Consider the following 18,138-nt stretch of genomic DNA (forward strand, 5'->3'; position numbering starts at 1 on the left):
CGTGTACATGTTCGCGATCGCGGGCCTCGCGTCGGTGCTGTTCCTCGGCGGCTGGCATCCGCCGGCGCCGTTCCTTGATTTCGTACCGGGCATCATCTGGATGATCCTGAAGATGGCCTTCGTCATCTTCTTCCTGTTCTGGCTTCGGGCGACGATGCCGCGCGTGCGCGTCGACCATCTGATGGGATTTGCCTGGAAGGTGCTGGTGCCGCTGGCGATCTTGAATGTGTTCGTGACGGCGGTCTGTCTCGAGCTTTTCATCAAAGGGTAACGGGGGGTTAGGGCCATGAAAGGTTTGATCCAGGGTCTGGGCGTTACGCTCAAGGCGATGACGACGAAGAAGGTCACCTATGCCTACCCGGACGTTCCGCTCAAGATGCCGGACCGGTTCCGCGGCGTCCAGCATTTCGAGCCGGACAAATGCATCGTCTGCAACCAGTGTGCGCGCATCTGCCCGACAGAGTGCATCACGCTGGTCGGCAAGCCGAATCCGGATCCCGAGAAGAAAGGCAAAGTGATCGATACCTACGACATCAACTTCGAACTGTGCATCCTGTGCGATCTGTGCACCGAAGTGTGTCCGACGGAAGCGATTGTCATGACGAACAATTTCGAACTGGCGGCATACAGCCGTGACGAACTGTTCAAGGATCGCGAGTGGCTGGAAAACAACAACACGAACGTCCGGCAGGACAACAACAACATCGGCGCGCCGCAGAGAGGGGGCGCGAAGTAACCGATGAGCGGGTTCTACATCAACTGGTCCGGCGAACTGGTTGCGTTCTTCGCGTTCGCCGTCATCATGATCGTCGGCGCGGTGTTGATGCTGACGCTGACGAAGGTCGTCCACATGGTGGTGTCGCTGGCGGCCGTCTTCCTCGGGCTCGGCGGCATGTTCGTCGTGCTGGAAGCGGAATTTGTCGCCTTCGTGCAGGTGCTCATCTACGCGGGCGCCATCACGATTCTCATGATCTTCGGCATCATGATGACGCACCACCAGGCCGTGCAGCATGAGCCGGCAAGACCGGTGCACGAGATCGTGTCGGCCGTCGCGTCGATCCTGCTGTTCGGCATTCTGTTCTACGCGATCCGTACCACGGAATTCGAGCCTTCGGCTCCGCCGCTGCAGGCCGGAGTCGACAACGCGATGGAGATCGGCAAGCAGCTCTATACGCAGCACGTCATCCCGTTCGAGCTGGTGTCGGTTCTCCTGACGGTCGCGTTCATCGGCGCGATCGTGATCGCGAAGAAGGAGGCGGAGTAGACGTGCTGTCATCGTACCTGACCATGGCCGCCATTCTGTTCTGCATCGGACTGTACGGCGCGCTGTCGAAACGCAACGCCGTCATCGTGCTCATGTCGGTGGAGCTGATGCTCAACGCGGTGAACCTGAATCTGGTCGCCTTCTCGAAATACGGCGTCTTGCCGTCGCTCACGGGTCAGATTTTCTCGCTGTTCACCATCTCGGTGGCGGCCGCCGAAGTGGCGGTCGGCGTCGCGATTCTGATCGCCCTGTTCCGCGCGCGCGGCGTGGTGAACGTCGATGAATTCAACGAGATGAGGAGGTAGCGGCTATGGCAACCGTGTACTCGCAATACGCCTGGCTCGTTCCGGTGTTCCCGCTCGCGGCTTTCCTCATCCTGACGGCGTTCGGCCGCGGCCTGAAGCAGACCGGCGCCATCGTCGCCGTGCTCGGATCGTTCGGGGCGCTCGCCCTGTCGGCGCTCGTGCTGATCGAGCATCTCGGCGGCGCCGACGAATACAACGACAGTTTCCACTGGATCAAGATCGGCGGCTATGCCCTGACCGCCGGTTTCGACGTGACGAATCTGACGGCGCTCATGCTGGTCGTCGTCTCGCTCGTCGCGTTCCTTGTCAACATTTACTCGATGGGCTACATGAAGGACGATGAGCGCATGACCGTGTTTTTCGGCTACGTGGCGCTGTTCACGTTCTCGATGCTCGGTCTCGTGCTCGCCGACAATCTGCTCACGCTCTACATTTTCTGGGAGCTGGTCGGGGTCTGCTCGTTCCTGCTCATCGGCTTCTGGTACCAGAAGCCGGAAGCGAAGGCCGCGGCGAAGAAAGCGTTCATCGTCACGCGGATCGGCGATGTCGGTCTGTTGATCGCGCTTCTGCTCCTGTTCTGGTACATGCCGGATCATGACTTGTCGTTCGCCGCGATTGAGAACGTGTTCGGCCAGACCGGCCTGATCACGGAAGGCATCACCACGCTGATCGCGATTCTGATCTTCGTCGGGGCGGTCGGCAAGTCCGGCCAGTTCCCGCTGCACGTCTGGCTTCCGGACGCGATGGAGGGCCCGACGCCGATCAGCGCCCTGATCCACGCCGCGACGATGGTCGCCGCCGGCGTGTTCCTGGTCGCCCGCACGTTCCCGATCTTCGAAGCGTCGCAGGCGGCGCTGGATACGGTCGCCTGGGTCGGCGCCTTCACCGCGATCTTCGCGGCGTCGATCGCCATCGCCCAGAACGACATCAAGCGGATTCTGGCTTACTCCACCGTCAGCCAGCTCGGCTATATGATGATGGCGATCGGGCTCGGTTCGGTGACGGCCGGCATGTTCCATCTGTTCACGCATGCGTTTTTCAAGGCGCTCCTGTTCCTCGGGGCGGGCAGCGTCATTCATGCAGTTCATACGCAGGATATTCACGAGATGGGCGGCCTCGGCAAGACGATGAAGACGACCGCCTGGACGTTTGCGATCGGCGCGCTGGCGCTCGCCGGCATCCCGCCGCTCTCCGGCTTCTGGTCGAAGGACGCCATTCTGGCGGAAGCGCTCCACGCGAATCCGGCGCTGTTCGTCGTCGGCATCGCGGCCGCGTTTCTGACGGCGCTCTACATGTCCCGCCTGTTCTTCCTCGTCTTCGCGGGCAATCCGAAGGCGGGCGGCGAAGCGCATGAATCGCCGGCTACCATGACGGTGCCGCTGATCGTGCTGGCGGTGCTGGCGGTCATCGCGGGCTTCGTCGAAATGCCGTTCAGCGGCACGGGCTGGTTCGGCGAATGGCTGACCGGGCATGCGGCGGAGCATGAAGGTGCGGCGCTCGTCATGCTCGTTTCCACGGCGATCGGCCTTCTGGGCATCTATCTCGGCTGGCTGATCTATGTGAAGGGGGCCATTTCGCGCGATGTCGTCACATCCCGCGCGCCCTGGCTGACCCGTATGCTCGAACGGAAATATTACATCGACGAAATTTATCATGCGGTCTTCACGGTCTCGCTGCGCGCGATCGGACGGGCGTGCGACGCCTTCGACCGCCATGTCGTCGGCGGCGCCGTCCGGCTGGCGGGAGGCGCAGCCTTCTGGACAGGCCGCGCGGCAACCCGGATGCAAAGCGGCCAACCGCAGTCCTACGGCTTGTACGTCGTCATCGGGCTGGTCATTCTCGTTGCAGCGATTGCCGGAAGGAGGTTTTGGTAATGGAAAGCTCTTTCCCCTGGCTGACGCTGCTGACGTTCTCGCCGATCATCGGGCTGCTGGTGCTGCTCTTCATACCCGGTACGAACAGCCGCGCGCTCCGCACGGCTGCGATCGTGACGACGCTCGTCCCGCTCGGCCTGTCACTCTGGCTGTTCGCGTCCTATGACGCGGCGAATCCGAACGCCTTCCGGGAGCAGGTCGACTGGATCACGATCGCGCTCAACCATGAAGCGGTCAACATCGGCTCCAGCGCCTACGTCTTCCAGTACCATCTGGCGGTCGACGGCCTGTCGCTGCCGCTCGTGGCGCTCGCGGCGCTCGTCGCGGTAATGGCCGCGCTGGCGTCGGTCCATATCAAGAAGCGCTGGAAAGCGTTCTATGTCTGGTTCCTGCTGCTCGAGACGGGGATGCTCGGCGTCTTCCTGGCGCGCGACCTGATCCTGTTCTTCCTGTTCTTCGAGCTGACGCTGATCGCACTGTTCTTCCTGATCGGCATCTGGGGCTCCCTGAACCGGGAAAAAGCGGCGAACACGTTCCTCATCTACAACGGGCTCGGTTCGGCGCTCATGCTGATCGCGTTCGTGCTGCTCATTTCCACCGCGGGCGCGTCGCTGAATGCGACGGAGCAGGGAGGCGATCTGGTTTACAGCGGCGATTACGCGACGATTGCGGCGAATCTGACATCCGGTGAATCGCTCACGAACCTGCCCGGCGGGTATGACAATCCGTTCGCGCTGAGCGACGGAATGCGGTGGACGATCTTCATCCTGCTGCTTGCGGCCTTCGGCATCAAGCTGCCGGTGCTGCCGCTGCATACGTGGATGCTCCGCGTCCACGCGGAAGCGCCGCCTTCCGTCGTCATGATTCACTCCGGCGTCCTGCTCAAGATGGGCGGATACGGTCTGATCCGATTCGGCATCGGGCTGTTCCCCGAGCTGGCGGAAGATGCGTCGTTCGTGCTGGCGCTGCTCGGCGCCGTGAGCGTGCTGTACGGCGCCGTGCTGGCGTTCGTCCAGCGGGAGTTCCGGCTGGTGCTGGCCTATTCGTCGGTCAGCCACATGGGCATCGTGCTGCTCGGCATCGCGTCGCTGAACGAGATCGGACTGCAGGGCGCGGTGTTCCAGCTCGTGTCGCACGGCCTCATCTCGGCGCTCCTGTTCCTGATCGTGGGCAGCCTGTACGAACGGACCGGCACGACGGAACTGGAAGAGCTCGGCGGCCTCGCCCGCCCGATGCCGTTCATGAGCGGCGTGTTGCTGGCCGCGGGGATGGCGTCGCTCGGACTGCCGGGGCTGTCCGGCTTCATCGGCGAGTTCCTTGCCTTCCTCGGCTTGTTCGAGACGATGAAGTGGGTGACCGCAATCGCCGCGATCGGCGTCATTCTGGCGGCTGTGTACATCCTGCGCAGCGTGCTGAAGATTACGTTCGGCCCGCAGCAGGAGCGCTACGCGGTGCTGAAGGACGCACGGCTCATCGAAGCCGTGCCGATGATCGCGCTGTTCGCCTTCATCGTGCTGCTCGGCGTCTATCCATCGGTGCTGACGGATACGATGCAGGGAAGTTTCGACAACATCATTGCGCATTTGAACACGAGGATGGGGGGGTAGTCGCATGGTGACAACGGCAACGCAAGCTTTGACCGGGCCGGATGTGGCTTACCTCGTCCCCGAGATCATTCTGGTCGGCGCGGCGATTCTGCTTACGATCCTTGATCTGCTGCTGCCGAATACGGTCCGCCGCGGGTTTCTGAGCTGGCTGACGCTGGCTGCAATGGCCGGTTCCGCCGCCGTCGTGGTCGGGCAGCTGCTGTCGTTCGATCCGTTCGGCGAGAACGCGGAAGTCATTTCGCTGCTCAGGGACAGCTACCGGATCGACGGTTTCGCGCTCACGATGAAGCTGATCATCCTGGCCGCGTCCATGCTCATCCTGCTGATGGGCATCCGGACGATCGAGCGGGATGATGCCATTCCGGACAAAGGCGAAACGTTCACGATGATGCTGCCTGCCGTCGCCGGTGCGCTCATCCTCTGCTCGACGGCGGATCTGATCACGATGTTCGTCGGACTGGAACTGCTCGGCATTTCGACATATGTGCTGATCGGTTTCCGCAAAAAATCGAAGCTGGCGGCTGAAGCGGCATTCAAGTATGTCGTCATCGGCGCCGTCTCGTCGGCGTTCATCCTGTTCGGCATGTCGTACCTGTACGGGGTGACGGGGTTGACCAACCTCGGCTGGATTGCCCGGATGTTGGAGCAGGCGGTCACCGATTTCAAAGCGCTCGTCTACGTCGGCCTGTTCTTCCTGGTCGCGGGCTTCGCGGTGAAGATCGCGGTCGCTCCGTTCCACGCCTGGGCGCCGGACGTCTACCAGGGAGCGGCGACACCCGTCACGGCGTTTCTGGCCGTCGTCTCGAAAGCCGCGGCGTTCATTGCGCTGGTGCGGGTGATCTTCAACACGGCGATCATCCAGACGCCGTTCATCCTCGGGCCGGCCGTCAGCCCGGTCGGCGAAGACGTGCTGCTCGCGTTGAAAGTGCTGGCGGCCGCGGCGATGATCGTCGGCACGACGGCGGCGCTGCGCCAGAAGAACGTGAAGCGGCTGCTCGCCCTGTCCGGCGTCGCCAACGCGGGCTATCTGCTCGTGCCGCTGGCGATCGGGCTCGGCACGACGTCGACCAACAACCTGGGCGATTTCTCGTTCTACCTGGTCGCCTACCTGTTCATGACGATCGGCGCTTTCGCGGTCATGGCGGTCGTCAGCCAGACGGCCGGGCATGACGAATTGAAGGGCTATGCCGGCCTGTACTACCGTGCGCCGTGGACGGCGGCGGGGATGATCGTGCTGCTCATCTCGCTGGCCGGGCTGCCGGTGACGGGCGGCTTCTTCGGCAAGCTGTTCATTCTGCTGAGCGCGGCGCAAATGAAAGATTATTGGCTGGCCGCGATCATGATCGTGACCAGCGTCATCTCGTATTACTTCTACTTCAGCATCATTCGCCAGATGTTCATGCGGACCGCCGAGACGGAGGCGAAGCTGAGCGTCCCCGTGCCGACGGGCATCGCGCTTTGGATCTGCGTCGCGGCTACGCTGGCGCTCGGCTTCATGCCGAACGCGTTCATGGAGATGCTGGAGCAGGCCGTAACGCTGTCCCGCGACGTCTGGGTGGCAATGCCGCGATAAACGCTCGCGGACGGTGTCGGCAGGCGAAGAGAGCGTTGGTGTGACAGTCAAATCCGGCTGCGTCTTGTCCGGAATGGACGGGACGCGGCCGGATTGTTTTTTCGGGGTGTATTGGATGCTTTCCGGCAAGTGAGAGTTTTTTAAACGCAATGAAATCTTTTATCGATTATAATAGATAGCATCGGAATGGAAACGGACGGATAAGGACAGATCGCAATGCGAATCATGAAAGGGAACGGCCGGAGGACCGACAACCGAAAGGAAGCGGCGGCGCGCGCCGACCGGCGTCAGCGGCGGCGAAGAATCGCCGTGCCTGCGGCGCTGTTGGCGTGCGTGCTGGCTGCGGGATCGCTGCTTGGGGAAACGGGCGGTCCGCTTGCAACGGCCGGAGCAAGCGCCCCATCGAACATGAAGTCTTCGGCGGATGCGGCAGATGTATGGACAACCGGGAGCTGGCTCCTGAAATGGCGGGAAGGCGCAGAGGCGGATCCCGCCCGGCTGCCGGGCACCGTCGTGCTCTCGCGGCAGCCGGAGACGGGCGTGGAAGTCGTCGTGCCGGCAGACGGCGAAGACCGGCAACGCTGGCTCGATACGCTGACCGCGCACCCGGATGTGGAATATGTGCATCCGGTCGGCAAGGTCAAGCTGCTCGCCTTCAGCGCGGATAACGGCGGAGAACAGGCAGACATGACGTCCACGGCGTCCACGCCGGCTGTTGCGGCAACAGAGACGGAAGCGGCGTTGCAATCCTCAGCAAACCCCCAGTCTCCTGCGGCGTCGGCAGCCGCGGATCTTCCGGGCAAGCCTGACGATCCGCATCTGGACAGGCAGTCTTATCTGAAACTGATCGGAGCGGACCGCGCCTGGGCGCTGGCGCCGGGCATGGCGACCGATCTGACGATCGCGGTGGTGGACACCGGCGTCGATCTCGATCATCCGGATTTGAAAGACAATCTCGTGCAGGGCATCAATCTGATTGCGCCCGGCAAGCCTCCCGAGGACGACAACGGGCACGGCACCCGGGTCGCCGGTGTGCTGGCGGCCATAGGCAACAACGGCATCGGGACGGCCGGCGTGCTGTGGAAGGCGAAGATCATGCCGGTCAAGGCGCTGGACGAAACCGGATTCGGCGATGAGAAGATGCTCGGCGAAGCGATTGTGAAAGCGGTGGATGCCGGCGCGAAGATCGTCGTCCTGTCGGTCGGGCTTTACCGGTATTCCCCCTACATGCAGGACATCGCCTTGTATGCCGAGAAAAACGACGTTCTGCTCGTCGCGGCAAGCGGAAATGACGGCCTGCAGCACGGCAGCAAGGCGGCGGTCAAATATCCGGCGGCCTACCCGACCGTGCTCGCCGTCTCCGGCGCGGCGGCGGACGGCAGCCCGGAACGCCGGGCCAATGCCGGTCCCGAGAACGATATCGCGGCAGCCTGGGAAGTGTACACGACGGCGCTCGGCGGAGGATACCGCAAGGAAGAAGGCACGTCGATGGCTGCGCCGCAGGTTGCGGCTGCCGCGGCGCTCGTCTGGACGAAGGAGCCGCATCTGAAAGCCTGGCAGGTGCGGGAGCGGCTGATGCAGACGGCGCAGGATATCGGGGCACCCGGCCGCGACGATCAGACCGGAGCGGGGCTGCTTCGGGTCGATCTTGCGCTGAAGGCGGCGGCGAACCCGGACCCGCGGGAGCCGAACAACACACGGCAGGAAGCCGCTGCGCTGCCGGTCGTCAATCAGATCGCGGGGGCTTTGAGCGGCGGATCCGACATCGATTGGTTCCGGATCGATGCGCCGCATGACGGGTGGATGACGTTTGCTTTTGAAGGCCATCCCGGGGAGAATAAGGCGTATCCCGCCGTATCCGCCGTGCTGCACCGGAAAGACGGAACGACGGCTTCCGCGGAGTGGCGCATGAACGCCGGAAAGGTGGAATGGCCGGTAAAGCGCGGCGTCCAATGGCTGGAATTGAAGTTCAAGAACGGCGAAGAGACCGCGGTCGTGCCCTACACGCTGACGACCGGATTCCGGATGGCCGCGGACGAATATGAGCCGAATGACGCGCAGGCATTTGCCCATCAGTTGAAGAACCTGACGGACGGGCAGCTGAAGGTGACCGGAACGTTCCATCAGCAAGGCGACCAGGACTGGTATGCCGTGACGATCGGCCAGACAGGCGATTTGAAGCTTTCGCTGGCGGTCGATACGATGCGCATCGATCCGGCCTTTCTCATCAAGCCTGAGCATGGCACGGAACAGCGCGTGGACGACTACGGCGAAGGGGTGACGGAGCGGGCGAACATTCCGGTGACCCCTGGCCGATATCTGATCCGGGTGCGCGACGCATCGTCGGCATCCGCGCATCCCTCCGTCGGCACTTATACGCTGTCGCTGGAACTTGAGCGGAGGCATGAAGATCCGAACGAGCCGAACGACCGGATCTATGCGGCGACGCCGCTTGCGCCCGGCACGGAGTACCGGGGTGTCTTCGCCGTCCAGGGCGATGAAGACTGGTTCAGGCTGAAACTGGACAGCCGATCGATCGTGTCGGTTACGCTGGACGGGGTGCCGACGGACCGCCGCGTGCGGATGGAAGTGTACGACAAGCGCCAGCAATTGCTGGAGACCTTCGAAACATCACCTGAGACGGCAAGCATCCGCATCGAGCGTGAATATGATGAGGGTAGCCATTACATCAGGCTCACATCCGACCGTCCGTTCGACCGGAGCTTGTACCGGCTGCGGGTCAATGTGGAGCCGCTCGTGGGCGGTTTCCGGGATATTGCCGGCCATTGGGCGGAAGACTCGATCATCAGGCTGAACGCGCTCGGCCTCGTGTCGGGGACGGGCGACCACCGGTTCGAGCCGGATCGCGGCATTTCCCGCGCGGAAGCGGCCGCGCTGGTCGTGCGGGCGCTGGGCGGATCGGGAACGCCGGCCGCCACGATCGCTTACCGCGATCTGGACGAGAGCCACTGGGCCTATAAAGCGATCCAGCAGGCGACGGCGGCCGGCATCGTAAACGGTTTGCCGGGCGGCAGGTTCGGCCCATCAAATCCGGTATCCCGGGCCGAAGCCGCCGTCATGATCGGCCGCGCGCTCGGCCTTGCGCCGCTGAGGACGACATCGGCGCCGTTCGCCGATCTTGAGGCCAACCATTGGGCGGCGGCGATGATCAACCGGATGCAGGAAGAAGGGCTGCTGAGCGGTTATCCCGGCGGATTTGTCAGACCGGATGAACGGATCAGCCGGGCAGAATTCAGCGTCTTTCTGCTTCGCGCGGTGGAGAAGAGGAGATTGAACTGAGATGGAGGATGTCTATTTCACGTTGGGCATAAGAGGGCTGCTGTCCGCGGCCGTCATGCTGTTCAGCGTCTATCTCGCCTGGGTGGTGCTTCAGGAACTCAAGCTCGACGTGTTCCTGAAGCAGCCCAAGAGCAGGCGCGCCGTCATGCTGCGTCTGATGATGGCGGTCGCGATCGGCTATCTGTTCTCCCGGTTCATCCTGGATTACTGGGAATGGTCGACGTCGCTGCGCCTGCTTGTCGAATAAGGAGAACGGATTCCGTCAACAATGGTATTGATTCTACGGTCCGAATTCGGCATTCGGCTGCGAATGATGTAGAATGTCGGGAATTTTCGCCAATTCCTGTATAGATTCGAAATTTTGTGCTTGTCGATCTGTGTAAGGAAATGCTAAGATATTCACGGAATGTTGGACGGATGAAAAAAGTACTAGTTCGGATCGTGATTGGTAGGATCATGTGCGCGGAGGGACCCATATGAGCAAAATCATCGTCCGCGGCGGTCGGCGGCTCTCCGGAACGGTTCGCATCAGCGGCGCCAAAAATGCGGTGCTGCCCATTCTGGCCGCGTCGCTGCTCGCCGAAAAGGGCGTCAGTGTCATTCGAGACGTCCCCCTGCTTGATGATGTCTTGACCATCCGGCAGGTGTTGGCTTCGCTCGGCGCCGGCCTCCGCCAGGACGGCGATACCGTCTTCGTTGATGCTTCATCACTGCAAAGCTTCGAACCACCATATGAACTGGTCCGTAAAATGCGGGCTTCCTTCCTCGTGATGGGACCTCTGCTGACGCGATTCGGACAGGCGCGCATCTCGCTGCCTGGCGGATGCGCCATCGGCACGCGCCCGATTGACCAGCACCTGAAAGGCTTCGAAGCGATGGGCGCTGACATCGCCCTGGGGCAAGGTTACATAGAAGCGCGCACGCACGGACGGCTGAAAGGCGCGAAGATCTACCTCGATGTGCCGAGCGTCGGCGCCACGCAGAACATCATGATGGCCGCCTCCCTTGCGGAAGGGACGACCATCATCGAGAATGCGGCGAGGGAACCGGAAATCGTCGATCTGGCGAATTTCATGAACAGCATGGGCGCCGTCGTGCGAGGCGCGGGTACGAGCATGATCCGCATCGAAGGGGTCGACATGCTGCACGGTGCGGAACATACGGTAATCCCCGATCGGGTGGAAGCCGGCACTTATATGGTTGCCGCCGCCATAACCGGCGGAGATGTAATGATTGAAGGCGCAATTGCCGACCATTTGACCCCGGTGATTTCGAAGCTGGAAGAAATGGGCGTCGATTTCGGGGAATGCGAGAACGGCATCCGCGTGACGGTAAGCCGTCCGCTGCGCGCCGTCGATGTGAAGACCCTCCCGCACCCGGGATTTCCCACCGATATGCAGTCGCAGATCATGGCGCTGCTCATGGTGGCGGAAGGCACGAGCGTCGTGACGGAGACGGTGTTCGAGAACCGGTTCATGCATGTGGAGGAATTCCGCAAGCTTCAGGGACAGATCCGTGTGGAAGGGCGGTCCGCGATCGTAACGGGCGGTGCGAAACTCGTCGGCGCCAAGGTGTGCGCCACCGATCTGCGCGCCGGAGCCGCGCTGATCTGTGCCGCGCTGCGCGCCGAAGGCGAGACCGAGATCACGGGCGTTCATCATATTGACCGCGGATACTTGGGGATTACGGAGAAGCTGGCGGCTCTCGGCGCGGACATTCGCCGGATTGAGGCGGAAGCCGCGCTTGCCCGGGCGGCGGAAGAAGCGCAGGCCCTCCGCCTCGAGGAAGCGGAAGGGGAAGTGCCGGCCGAGGCGGTCTTCGCCCGCGAGGAGCGCGCCCGCATTCAGGTCAGGCCTTCCTGGGCGTGAAGCAAGCAGAACGATCATCAGAACGCGTTGTGAAAGACGCGTTCTTTTTTATTTCCGGAACGATTCATTTCTTCCATTCGGGATACAAATGCGCTTTCATCAAAATAGAAGCGGCCGGAAATCCGCAAGCTGCCGGCATTTTCGCTTGACCGAGGTTTTGTGGTTCTGCCCTACCAAACGGCTTCATAGGATGTACCAAGGCCGGCGGATGAGAGATTCAAGCAGACGTACCAGCGTCGATTGGAGGGCAGACACAATGAGACGGAGAACGGCATGGAGGCGCATCCTGCAGGGCGGTGTTGGAACTTCGGGTTGGATGGCGGCGTTTCTGCTCGGCATGGCGGCGGCCATGTTCCTGAAGTTGATGTCCGCGGGCGGCGGGGTGTCAGAAACCGGCGCTTCGCATACAAAATCCGACGGGATTCCGGAAGTCATGGCGGCGGAAGCTTCGGAAGCCGGCAGCAGCGAATTGGCAGGAAGACCGCGGATGCCGGAATCCGGAAGCGGCAATCTGAAACATGAGGATGGAGTACAGACCGATGGAGCGGTCGGACAGGCCGGCGATTCCGCAGATGGTGAAGGCGGCGCCGCCGGGAAGGACGAAGCGCCGGACGAGCCGTTGGTGCGCGTCTACCTGGCGGAAGAGGGACGCGTGGAGACGGTGCCGCTGGAGACGTATGTTCTCGGCGTCGTAGCGGGAGAGATGCCGGCTGATTTCGAGCTTGAAGCGCTGAAAGCGCAGGCGATTGCGGCCAGAACCTATATCATCCGCAAACTGTTCACCGCAGCGCAAGATACCGGCGATGTAAAGCGGGAATATGATGTGACGGACGGCGAGGCCGACCAGGTGTATGTGCCGCTGAAGAAAATCCGGGAAATGCGGCTTGAACGGGAGGAAGAGCTGGCGCGGATCGGACGAGCGGTCGCCGAGACGCAGGGGCTCGTGCTGACCTACGAGGGCGAGCCGATTCAGGCGGCCTATTTCTCGACAAGCGGCGGTTATACGGAGAATGCCGAAGATTACTGGTCCGTGGAGGTTCCGTATCTGAGAAGCGTGCCCAGCCCCTGGGACGCGCAGCTGTCGCCGCGTTTCGAACAGAAGGTCGAAATGGAGCTGGACGAATTCTATGACCGCCTGGACATCCGCAAGCGGGACCGAAAGGGCGGCATCGAGGTGCTGAGCCGGACGGCGGGCCGAAGTGTGAAAGAGATCCGGATCGGGAAGAAGGTGCTCACCGGACGGGAGGTGCGGGAGGCGCTGGATCTGCCGTCCGCCAACTTCAGCTGGCGGATCGAAGACGGACGGATCACGCTGGTGTGCTACGGCTACGGACATGGCGTAGGCATGAGCCAATGGGGGGCGCAGGCGCTGGCCAGGGCGGGCAATGACGCGGAGCAGATTCTGGCCTACTATTACCGGGGAACAAGGCTTGTCCGATCTGCGAGTCTTGCGGCATCGTTCGAAAGTTTCAAAACTTGAAAATTATCATTTCAGCGACGTATAAAAGATTCCTCACTGGCAACAATGGCTGGTGAGGTGATCAAAAAATGAATGAACAAGACAAGCAGAAACCGCTTGAGGAAGCTTCCGGGCTGTCCCGAAGCGGAGCCGCCAAATCGTCCGGTTGGAAGAGATTGCTGTCGAAGAAATGGGTTTCTCCGGCATTGTTCATGGCCGCGGCGGCAATCATCGTAACGATCATGTGGCTCTATCAGGGGACCGACAAGTCGGAAGTCAAGCCTGCAGATGACGAGTCCGCTGAAGTGAGCGACGTGACGAATACCGATGAAGCCGTGGCCGATGAGCGTACGCTGGAGGTCATTGCGGACGGCGAAACGCTGCAATGGCCGGTCGTCGACCGCTCGGAGCTGGAGATCGTTCTCCCGCACTATGACGCGGATGCGCCGAGTGAAGAACGGCAGCAGGCGCTTCTGGTGTCCGGCACGACGTTCATGCCGCACATGGGCATCGATCTGGCGCGGCCTGACAATGCGGCCTTCGATGTCGCTGCCGCGATGAGCGGCAAGGTGACGGTAGCCGAGCAGCATCCGACGAACGGTTATATTGTCGAAATCGCGCATCCGGACGGGCTTGTCACCGTGTACCAGAGCCTGAGCGAAATCAACGTCAAGGTCGGCGACGAAGTGAAGCAAGGCACGCTGATCGCGAAGGCGGGACGCAGCGAACTGGAGAAAGATCTCGGCGTACATCTTCACTTCGAAGTCCGCGAGAACGGCACGCCGGTCAATCCGTTGGCACTGCTTGACGAAGAAGAATGATGCGAACAGACCATGCAGGCCATTGGTCGCACAGGCGGGCCGGACGGACCGGCGGCGCAGAAGTGCACGAAGGCTAAGCCGGGAAAGCAGGGGAACCCCTGCTTTCCTTTTTTTGCAAACGGCTTTCCCATCCCGTCGCTCCGGACGCGCCCGTACGGTGCAGGATGGTGTTCCCGGGGCGGCGTTTATTTCCCGGAAAATAATTTGTACAGTCAGGCTTGTCACGCTTGACCACGGCGAATATAAACCTCCCCGACTCATATAATGTACCAAACTATTCCGAGTTGGGAGGCGGGAACGTGCACGATTACATCAAAGAACGGACGATCAAAATCGGCAGATGCATCGTCGAGACGAGAAATACCGTTCGAACGATCGCGAAGGAGTTCGGCGTTTCGAAAAGCACGGTACACAAGGATCTGACCGAGCGGCTGCCGGAGATCAATCCCGACCTTGCGGACCAGGTGAAGCACATTCTCGAGTACCACAAATCGATTCGGCATCTGCGGGGCGGCGAAGCGACGAAGATCAAATACAAGAAATCGGCGGGGAAGAAACGCGAAGCGATAACGGCCGGAAAAAACGGTTAATTCTTCTACAAAAATAGAGGATTTCGGACAACAATAGCGAATTGATATCGATTATGGGCCGATTTGGAATCGAGCGACATTTCATGACATACCGTGTGCCTTTGTCCCGGCGGGACGGTACGGCGCGCGGTATTCGTCGAGTCCGGACAGGCCTTTTTTCAGGCGGCTTGCAAATGGACAAGCCTTGGGTGCCGGTTGAAACGCCCTGATAATTTTCGGGTTGGGGGACATGCAGAAATGTTGGGCAAAGATATCGGAATCGATCTCGGAACAGCCAATGTATCCATTCATGTCAAAGGCAGGGGCGTCGTGCTGGACGAACCTTCCGTCGTCGCCATTGAAAGCGAGTCGAAGCGGGTGCTGGCCGTCGGCGAAGAAGCGAGACGGATGGTCGGCCGGACGCCGGGCAACATCGTGGCGATCCGTCCGCTGAAGGACGGCGTGATCGCCGACTTTGAGATTACGGAACTAATGCTGAAGTCATTCATCAACCGGGTCGGGGGTCGGAAATGGTACAGCCGTCCGCGCATCCTGATCTGCGCGCCGACGAACATCACGTCGGTCGAACAGAAAGCGATCCGGGAAGCGGCTGAACGAAGCGGGGCCAAGGAAGTGTTTCTCGAGGAGGAGCCGAAGGCGGCGGCGATCGGAGCCGGCATGGACATTTTCCAGCCAAGCGGCAACATGGTCGTCGACATCGGCGGCGGCACGACGGATGTCGCAGTGCTGTCCATGGGCGACATCGTCACGGCCTCGTCCATCAAAGTGGCGGGCGACAAATTCGACTCCGAGATCATGAAATATATCAAAAACAAATACAAGCTGCTGATCGGCGAGCGGACAAGCGAGGACATCAAAATCCGCATCGGCTCGGTCCATCCGGACGGGCGAAAGGAATCGATGGACATCCGCGGACGCGACATGGTGACCGGGCTGCCCCAGACGGTGACGATCCGCTCGGAGGAAGTGCGGGAAGCGCTCTGGGATTCGGTCATGTCGATCGTCCAGGCCGCCAAGGCGGTGCTGGAACGGACGCCGCCGGAGTTGTCGGCGGATATCATCGATCGCGGCGTCATTCTGACGGGGGGCGGCGCGCTGCTTGACGGATTGGACGCGCTGCTGGCCGACGAGCTGAAAGTGCCGGTGCTGATTGCGGAAGATCCGATGCACTGCGTCGTGAAAGGCACGGGCATCATGCTGGAGAACCTGGACAAGGTCAGCTCGAAGAAGCTCTGAGACATCCGATTCACAATTCGGGACCGGAATGCCGATAAAATAGCCGTAAGTGTTTTTGCGGCATGGCCGGAAGCCGGCCTGGACGAGTGAAGGGAGGAAGATCATGCTTCGCGGTTTGTATACGGCCGCGGCAGGGATGGTTACCCAGCAGCGGCGGCATGATACGGTTACGAACAATATTTCGAATCTGAATACGCCGGGGTACAAGCAGGTCACACCGGTAGGCCGATCGTTCCCGGAAATGCTGCTGTATCTGACCGGCATCGAAGGGGACAAGCCTGCAAGAATCGGCGCTGTGAACACCGGCGTGTTCGCGGAAGAGAGCTTGTCGGTCCATATCCAGGGCGACGCGTACGCGACCGGCAGAATGTCGGATTTCGCCATTCAGGCTAATCTGCAGGTCCCGGGACTTCGGTTCGACAGTTCCGGGAAGGCGATTGACGCTGACGGCAACGTCGTGTTCCAGCCGCAGGCGTTCTTCACGGTGCAGGATCGGGACGGCGGCATCCGCTATACGCGGAACGGATCGTTCCTGGTGAATGACGAAGGATTCCTTGTCACGAACGACGGTTCATTCGTCCTCGGAACGGACAACAATCCGATTCAGTTCCCGCCGGGTTTGAGCCTCGACCGGCTGTCGCTGACCGGCGACCTGCGGTTCGTTGACGCGGACGGCGCGGATGCCGGCGTCCAGTTGCTGATCACGGTCATCGAGAATCCGAATCGCCTCGTTCAGGAAGGGTACGGCAAGTTCCGGCTGAACGACGAGGATGCGGATCTGGCGCGGGCGGCTGAAGCCGGTGACCTCATCGAGGTGCGGCAAGGCTACCTGGAGCGTTCCAATGTGGACGCGGCGCAGGCGATGGTCGACCTGATGAGCGCGCTTCGCGCGTACGAATCGAACCAGAAGGTCATCCAGTTCTATGACCAAAGCCTGGGCAAGGCGGTCAACGAGGTCGGCAAGGTCTAGCTTTCGCGCCGAATTTCGGTTATGATGCAGGATGAAAGCGGGAAAGGGGCGGTTCGATGAACAGCTCGATGATTAACGCGATGACGTCGATGAACGCGATGCAGCGCAAGCTCGATCTGATCGCCGACAACATCGCGAACCTGAATACCGCGGGCTACAAGCGCAAGAGCGCCTCATTCGAGGATCTGCTTACGACCGCGAAGCAGCAGGATGAACGGTTCGCGCAAGCGGGCCGGCTGACGCCGCTCGGCTTCACGATTGGCTGGGGCGCGCGGATGACGCAAGTGCAGCAGGATTTGTCGCAAGGGTCGATTCAAATCACCGACAATCCGTATGATCTCGCGATTCACGGCAATGCGTTGTTCGAAGTGATTACGGACGATGCGGGAACGCGGGCTTATACGCGCAGCGGCGCCTTCCGGGCGACGCTGAACGCAGCGGGCGACATTGTCGTGACAACCGCGGACGGCTATCCGGTCGTCGTCCGGGATGAGGGCGGCGCGGAAGGTCCGCTTCTCCTGCCTGCCGGATACGAGCTGCAAGTTGACGCGCAGGGCAGGGTAAGCGCCGTCTCCGTTGACGGAAGCGATCGTCTGGCGCTCGGGCAGCTGAAACTGGTCGAACCGGTGAGACCGGATGCGCTGCTGGCTGCGGCGGACAATCTGTACACGATAGCAGACGGCGTTGATGCCGCGGATGTGTTCCGCGACGTGCTGCCGGGCGAAGAGGACGATGTCCGGATTACGCAGGGCGCCCTCGAGCAATCCAATGTCCAACTGGAGACGGAAATGTCGGAGCTGCTGATGGTGCAGCGAGCCTATCAACTCAGCGCACGCGCGCTGTCATCCGCCGACACGATGATGAGTCTGGCCAACGGACTGCGCGCTTGAGCGAAACGGGATGAGACATGATTAACGGACAAGACCGGCCGAAGGCGCCGGCAAGGGAGACGGAACCGGTTCGCACCGAAACGGCGGCCCGTCCGGTGCGGCCGGCCGGCGAGTCGGGGACGGGCGCGAAGCGGCCGTCCGAAGGCGGTTCGGGCAAACCCGGCAAGCCAAGGCGCCATCCGGCTGTAAGAGCGCTGCTGCGGACGCTGCGCGCGGCCATCGTGCCGCTGCTCCTCATCGCGGCGCTGATTGCAGGTTTGTATATCGGTTATACGAAACTCGGCGGCGGATCGCCGGATGATGTCTGGAATTGGGAGACGTGGAAGCACATGTACGATCTGATTTTCGCCGAGTCCTGAAATGGAATCGGAAACGCGGCTC

The 18,138-nt window shown here is 61.4% G+C and carries 17 protein-coding genes; all 17 read left to right on the top strand.

The genetic code is table 11. From position 1 onward, the window contains the following. Positions 1–271: NADH-quinone oxidoreductase subunit H (locus KJQ12_RS15130; protein ID WP_213485587.1), on the top strand; the 271-nt coding region annotated here is incomplete at its 5' end. 15 nt (positions 272–286) lie between these two features. Beyond that, a complete protein-coding gene (gene nuoI, locus KJQ12_RS15135) occupies positions 287–736 on the top strand; it encodes an NADH-quinone oxidoreductase subunit NuoI (protein WP_015256577.1) in 450 nt (149 codons plus the stop codon). A 3-nt stretch (positions 737–739) separates the two neighbouring features. Then, entirely contained in the window at positions 740–1,264 is a 525-nt protein-coding gene (locus KJQ12_RS15140; protein WP_213485589.1) for an NADH-quinone oxidoreductase subunit J, read from the top strand. 2 nt (positions 1,265–1,266) lie between these two features. Continuing rightward, complete coding sequence (nuoK, locus tag KJQ12_RS15145; protein WP_015256575.1) at positions 1,267–1,569, top strand: NADH-quinone oxidoreductase subunit NuoK; 303 nt, start codon at positions 1,267–1,269, stop codon at positions 1,567–1,569. Positions 1,570–1,574: 5 nt separating this feature from the next. After that, on the top strand, positions 1,575–3,443 hold the full coding sequence (gene nuoL, locus KJQ12_RS15150; protein ID WP_213485591.1) for an NADH-quinone oxidoreductase subunit L: 1,869 nt from the start codon (positions 1,575–1,577) through the stop codon (positions 3,441–3,443). Then, positions 3,443–5,050 carry a complex I subunit 4 family protein gene (locus tag KJQ12_RS15155; RefSeq protein WP_213485593.1) on the top strand — a complete coding sequence of 536 codons (1,608 nt, stop codon included), beginning with the start codon at positions 3,443–3,445 and terminating at the stop codon, positions 5,048–5,050. Before nuoL ends, KJQ12_RS15155 begins: the two co-directional genes overlap by 1 nt. A gap of 4 nt (positions 5,051–5,054) precedes the next feature. Continuing rightward, positions 5,055–6,623: an NADH-quinone oxidoreductase subunit N gene (locus tag KJQ12_RS15160; protein WP_213485595.1), complete on the top strand. Its 1,569-nt coding sequence runs from the start codon at positions 5,055–5,057 to the stop codon at positions 6,621–6,623. Positions 6,624–6,839: 216 nt separating this feature from the next. Beyond that, positions 6,840–9,923 (top strand): S8 family peptidase, encoded by a 3,084-nt coding sequence (locus KJQ12_RS15165; protein WP_213485597.1) that lies wholly within the window; start codon positions 6,840–6,842, stop codon positions 9,921–9,923. A 1-nt stretch (position 9,924) separates the two neighbouring features. Then, on the top strand, positions 9,925–10,170 hold the full coding sequence (locus KJQ12_RS15170; protein WP_213485598.1) for a DUF1146 domain-containing protein: 246 nt from the start codon (positions 9,925–9,927) through the stop codon (positions 10,168–10,170). A 229-nt stretch (positions 10,171–10,399) separates the two neighbouring features. Beyond that, on the top strand, positions 10,400–11,791 hold the full coding sequence (murA, locus tag KJQ12_RS15175) for a UDP-N-acetylglucosamine 1-carboxyvinyltransferase (protein WP_213485599.1): 1,392 nt from the start codon (positions 10,400–10,402) through the stop codon (positions 11,789–11,791). A gap of 256 nt (positions 11,792–12,047) precedes the next feature. Further along, positions 12,048–13,271, top strand: a complete 1,224-nt coding sequence (gene spoIID, locus KJQ12_RS15180) for a stage II sporulation protein D (RefSeq protein WP_213485600.1) — start codon at positions 12,048–12,050, stop codon at positions 13,269–13,271. A 68-nt stretch (positions 13,272–13,339) separates the two neighbouring features. After that, positions 13,340–14,071, top strand: a complete 732-nt coding sequence (locus KJQ12_RS15185) for a M23 family metallopeptidase (RefSeq protein WP_213485601.1) — start codon at positions 13,340–13,342, stop codon at positions 14,069–14,071. Positions 14,072–14,370: 299 nt separating this feature from the next. Beyond that, positions 14,371–14,661: a sporulation transcriptional regulator SpoIIID gene (spoIIID, locus tag KJQ12_RS15190; RefSeq protein ID WP_015256566.1), complete on the top strand. Its 291-nt coding sequence runs from the start codon at positions 14,371–14,373 to the stop codon at positions 14,659–14,661. A gap of 237 nt (positions 14,662–14,898) precedes the next feature. Beyond that, the gene (gene mreB / locus KJQ12_RS15195; protein WP_015256565.1) at positions 14,899–15,897 is read left to right on the top strand and encodes a rod shape-determining protein MreB; all 999 of its coding nucleotides are present in this window, start codon (positions 14,899–14,901) and stop codon (positions 15,895–15,897) included. 103 nt (positions 15,898–16,000) lie between these two features. Continuing rightward, positions 16,001–16,867, top strand: coding sequence for a flagellar hook-basal body protein (locus KJQ12_RS15200; protein WP_213485602.1), 867 nt, complete (start codon positions 16,001–16,003; stop codon positions 16,865–16,867). A gap of 56 nt (positions 16,868–16,923) precedes the next feature. Beyond that, on the top strand, positions 16,924–17,757 hold the full coding sequence (locus KJQ12_RS15205) for a flagellar hook-basal body protein (RefSeq protein WP_015256563.1): 834 nt from the start codon (positions 16,924–16,926) through the stop codon (positions 17,755–17,757). A gap of 17 nt (positions 17,758–17,774) precedes the next feature. Then, entirely contained in the window at positions 17,775–18,116 is a 342-nt protein-coding gene (locus KJQ12_RS15210) for a DNA-directed RNA polymerase subunit beta (RefSeq protein ID WP_015256562.1), read from the top strand. Positions 18,117–18,138: the final 22 nt, after the last annotated feature.

Origin of the sequence: Thermobacillus xylanilyticus (assembly GCF_907165215.1) — a bacterium.
GTDB lineage: Bacteria > Bacillota > Bacilli > Paenibacillales > Paenibacillaceae > Thermobacillus > Thermobacillus xylanilyticus.

Bases quoted from the DNA above. Each gene is read 5' to 3' on its own strand.
- nuoI (WP_015256577.1), top strand. From the start codon at position 287: ATGAAAGGTTTGATCCAGGGTCTGGGCGTTACGCTCAAGGCGATGACG.
- KJQ12_RS15140 (WP_213485589.1), top strand. From the start codon at position 740: ATGAGCGGGTTCTACATCAACTGGTCCGGCGAACTGGTTGCGTTCTTC.
- nuoL (WP_213485591.1), top strand. From the start codon at position 1,575: ATGGCAACCGTGTACTCGCAATACGCCTGGCTCGTTCCGGTGTTCCCG.
- KJQ12_RS15155 (WP_213485593.1), top strand. From the start codon at position 3,443: ATGGAAAGCTCTTTCCCCTGGCTGACGCTGCTGACGTTCTCGCCGATC.
- KJQ12_RS15160 (WP_213485595.1), top strand. From the start codon at position 5,055: ATGGTGACAACGGCAACGCAAGCTTTGACCGGGCCGGATGTGGCTTAC.
- KJQ12_RS15165 (WP_213485597.1), top strand. From the start codon at position 6,840: ATGCGAATCATGAAAGGGAACGGCCGGAGGACCGACAACCGAAAGGAA.
- KJQ12_RS15170 (WP_213485598.1), top strand. From the start codon at position 9,925: ATGGAGGATGTCTATTTCACGTTGGGCATAAGAGGGCTGCTGTCCGCG.
- murA (WP_213485599.1), top strand. From the start codon at position 10,400: ATGAGCAAAATCATCGTCCGCGGCGGTCGGCGGCTCTCCGGAACGGTT.
- spoIID (WP_213485600.1), top strand. From the start codon at position 12,048: ATGAGACGGAGAACGGCATGGAGGCGCATCCTGCAGGGCGGTGTTGGA.
- KJQ12_RS15185 (WP_213485601.1), top strand. From the start codon at position 13,340: ATGAATGAACAAGACAAGCAGAAACCGCTTGAGGAAGCTTCCGGGCTG.
- mreB (WP_015256565.1), top strand. From the start codon at position 14,899: ATGTTGGGCAAAGATATCGGAATCGATCTCGGAACAGCCAATGTATCC.
- KJQ12_RS15200 (WP_213485602.1), top strand. From the start codon at position 16,001: ATGCTTCGCGGTTTGTATACGGCCGCGGCAGGGATGGTTACCCAGCAG.
- KJQ12_RS15205 (WP_015256563.1), top strand. From the start codon at position 16,924: ATGAACAGCTCGATGATTAACGCGATGACGTCGATGAACGCGATGCAG.
- KJQ12_RS15210 (WP_015256562.1), top strand. From the start codon at position 17,775: ATGATTAACGGACAAGACCGGCCGAAGGCGCCGGCAAGGGAGACGGAA.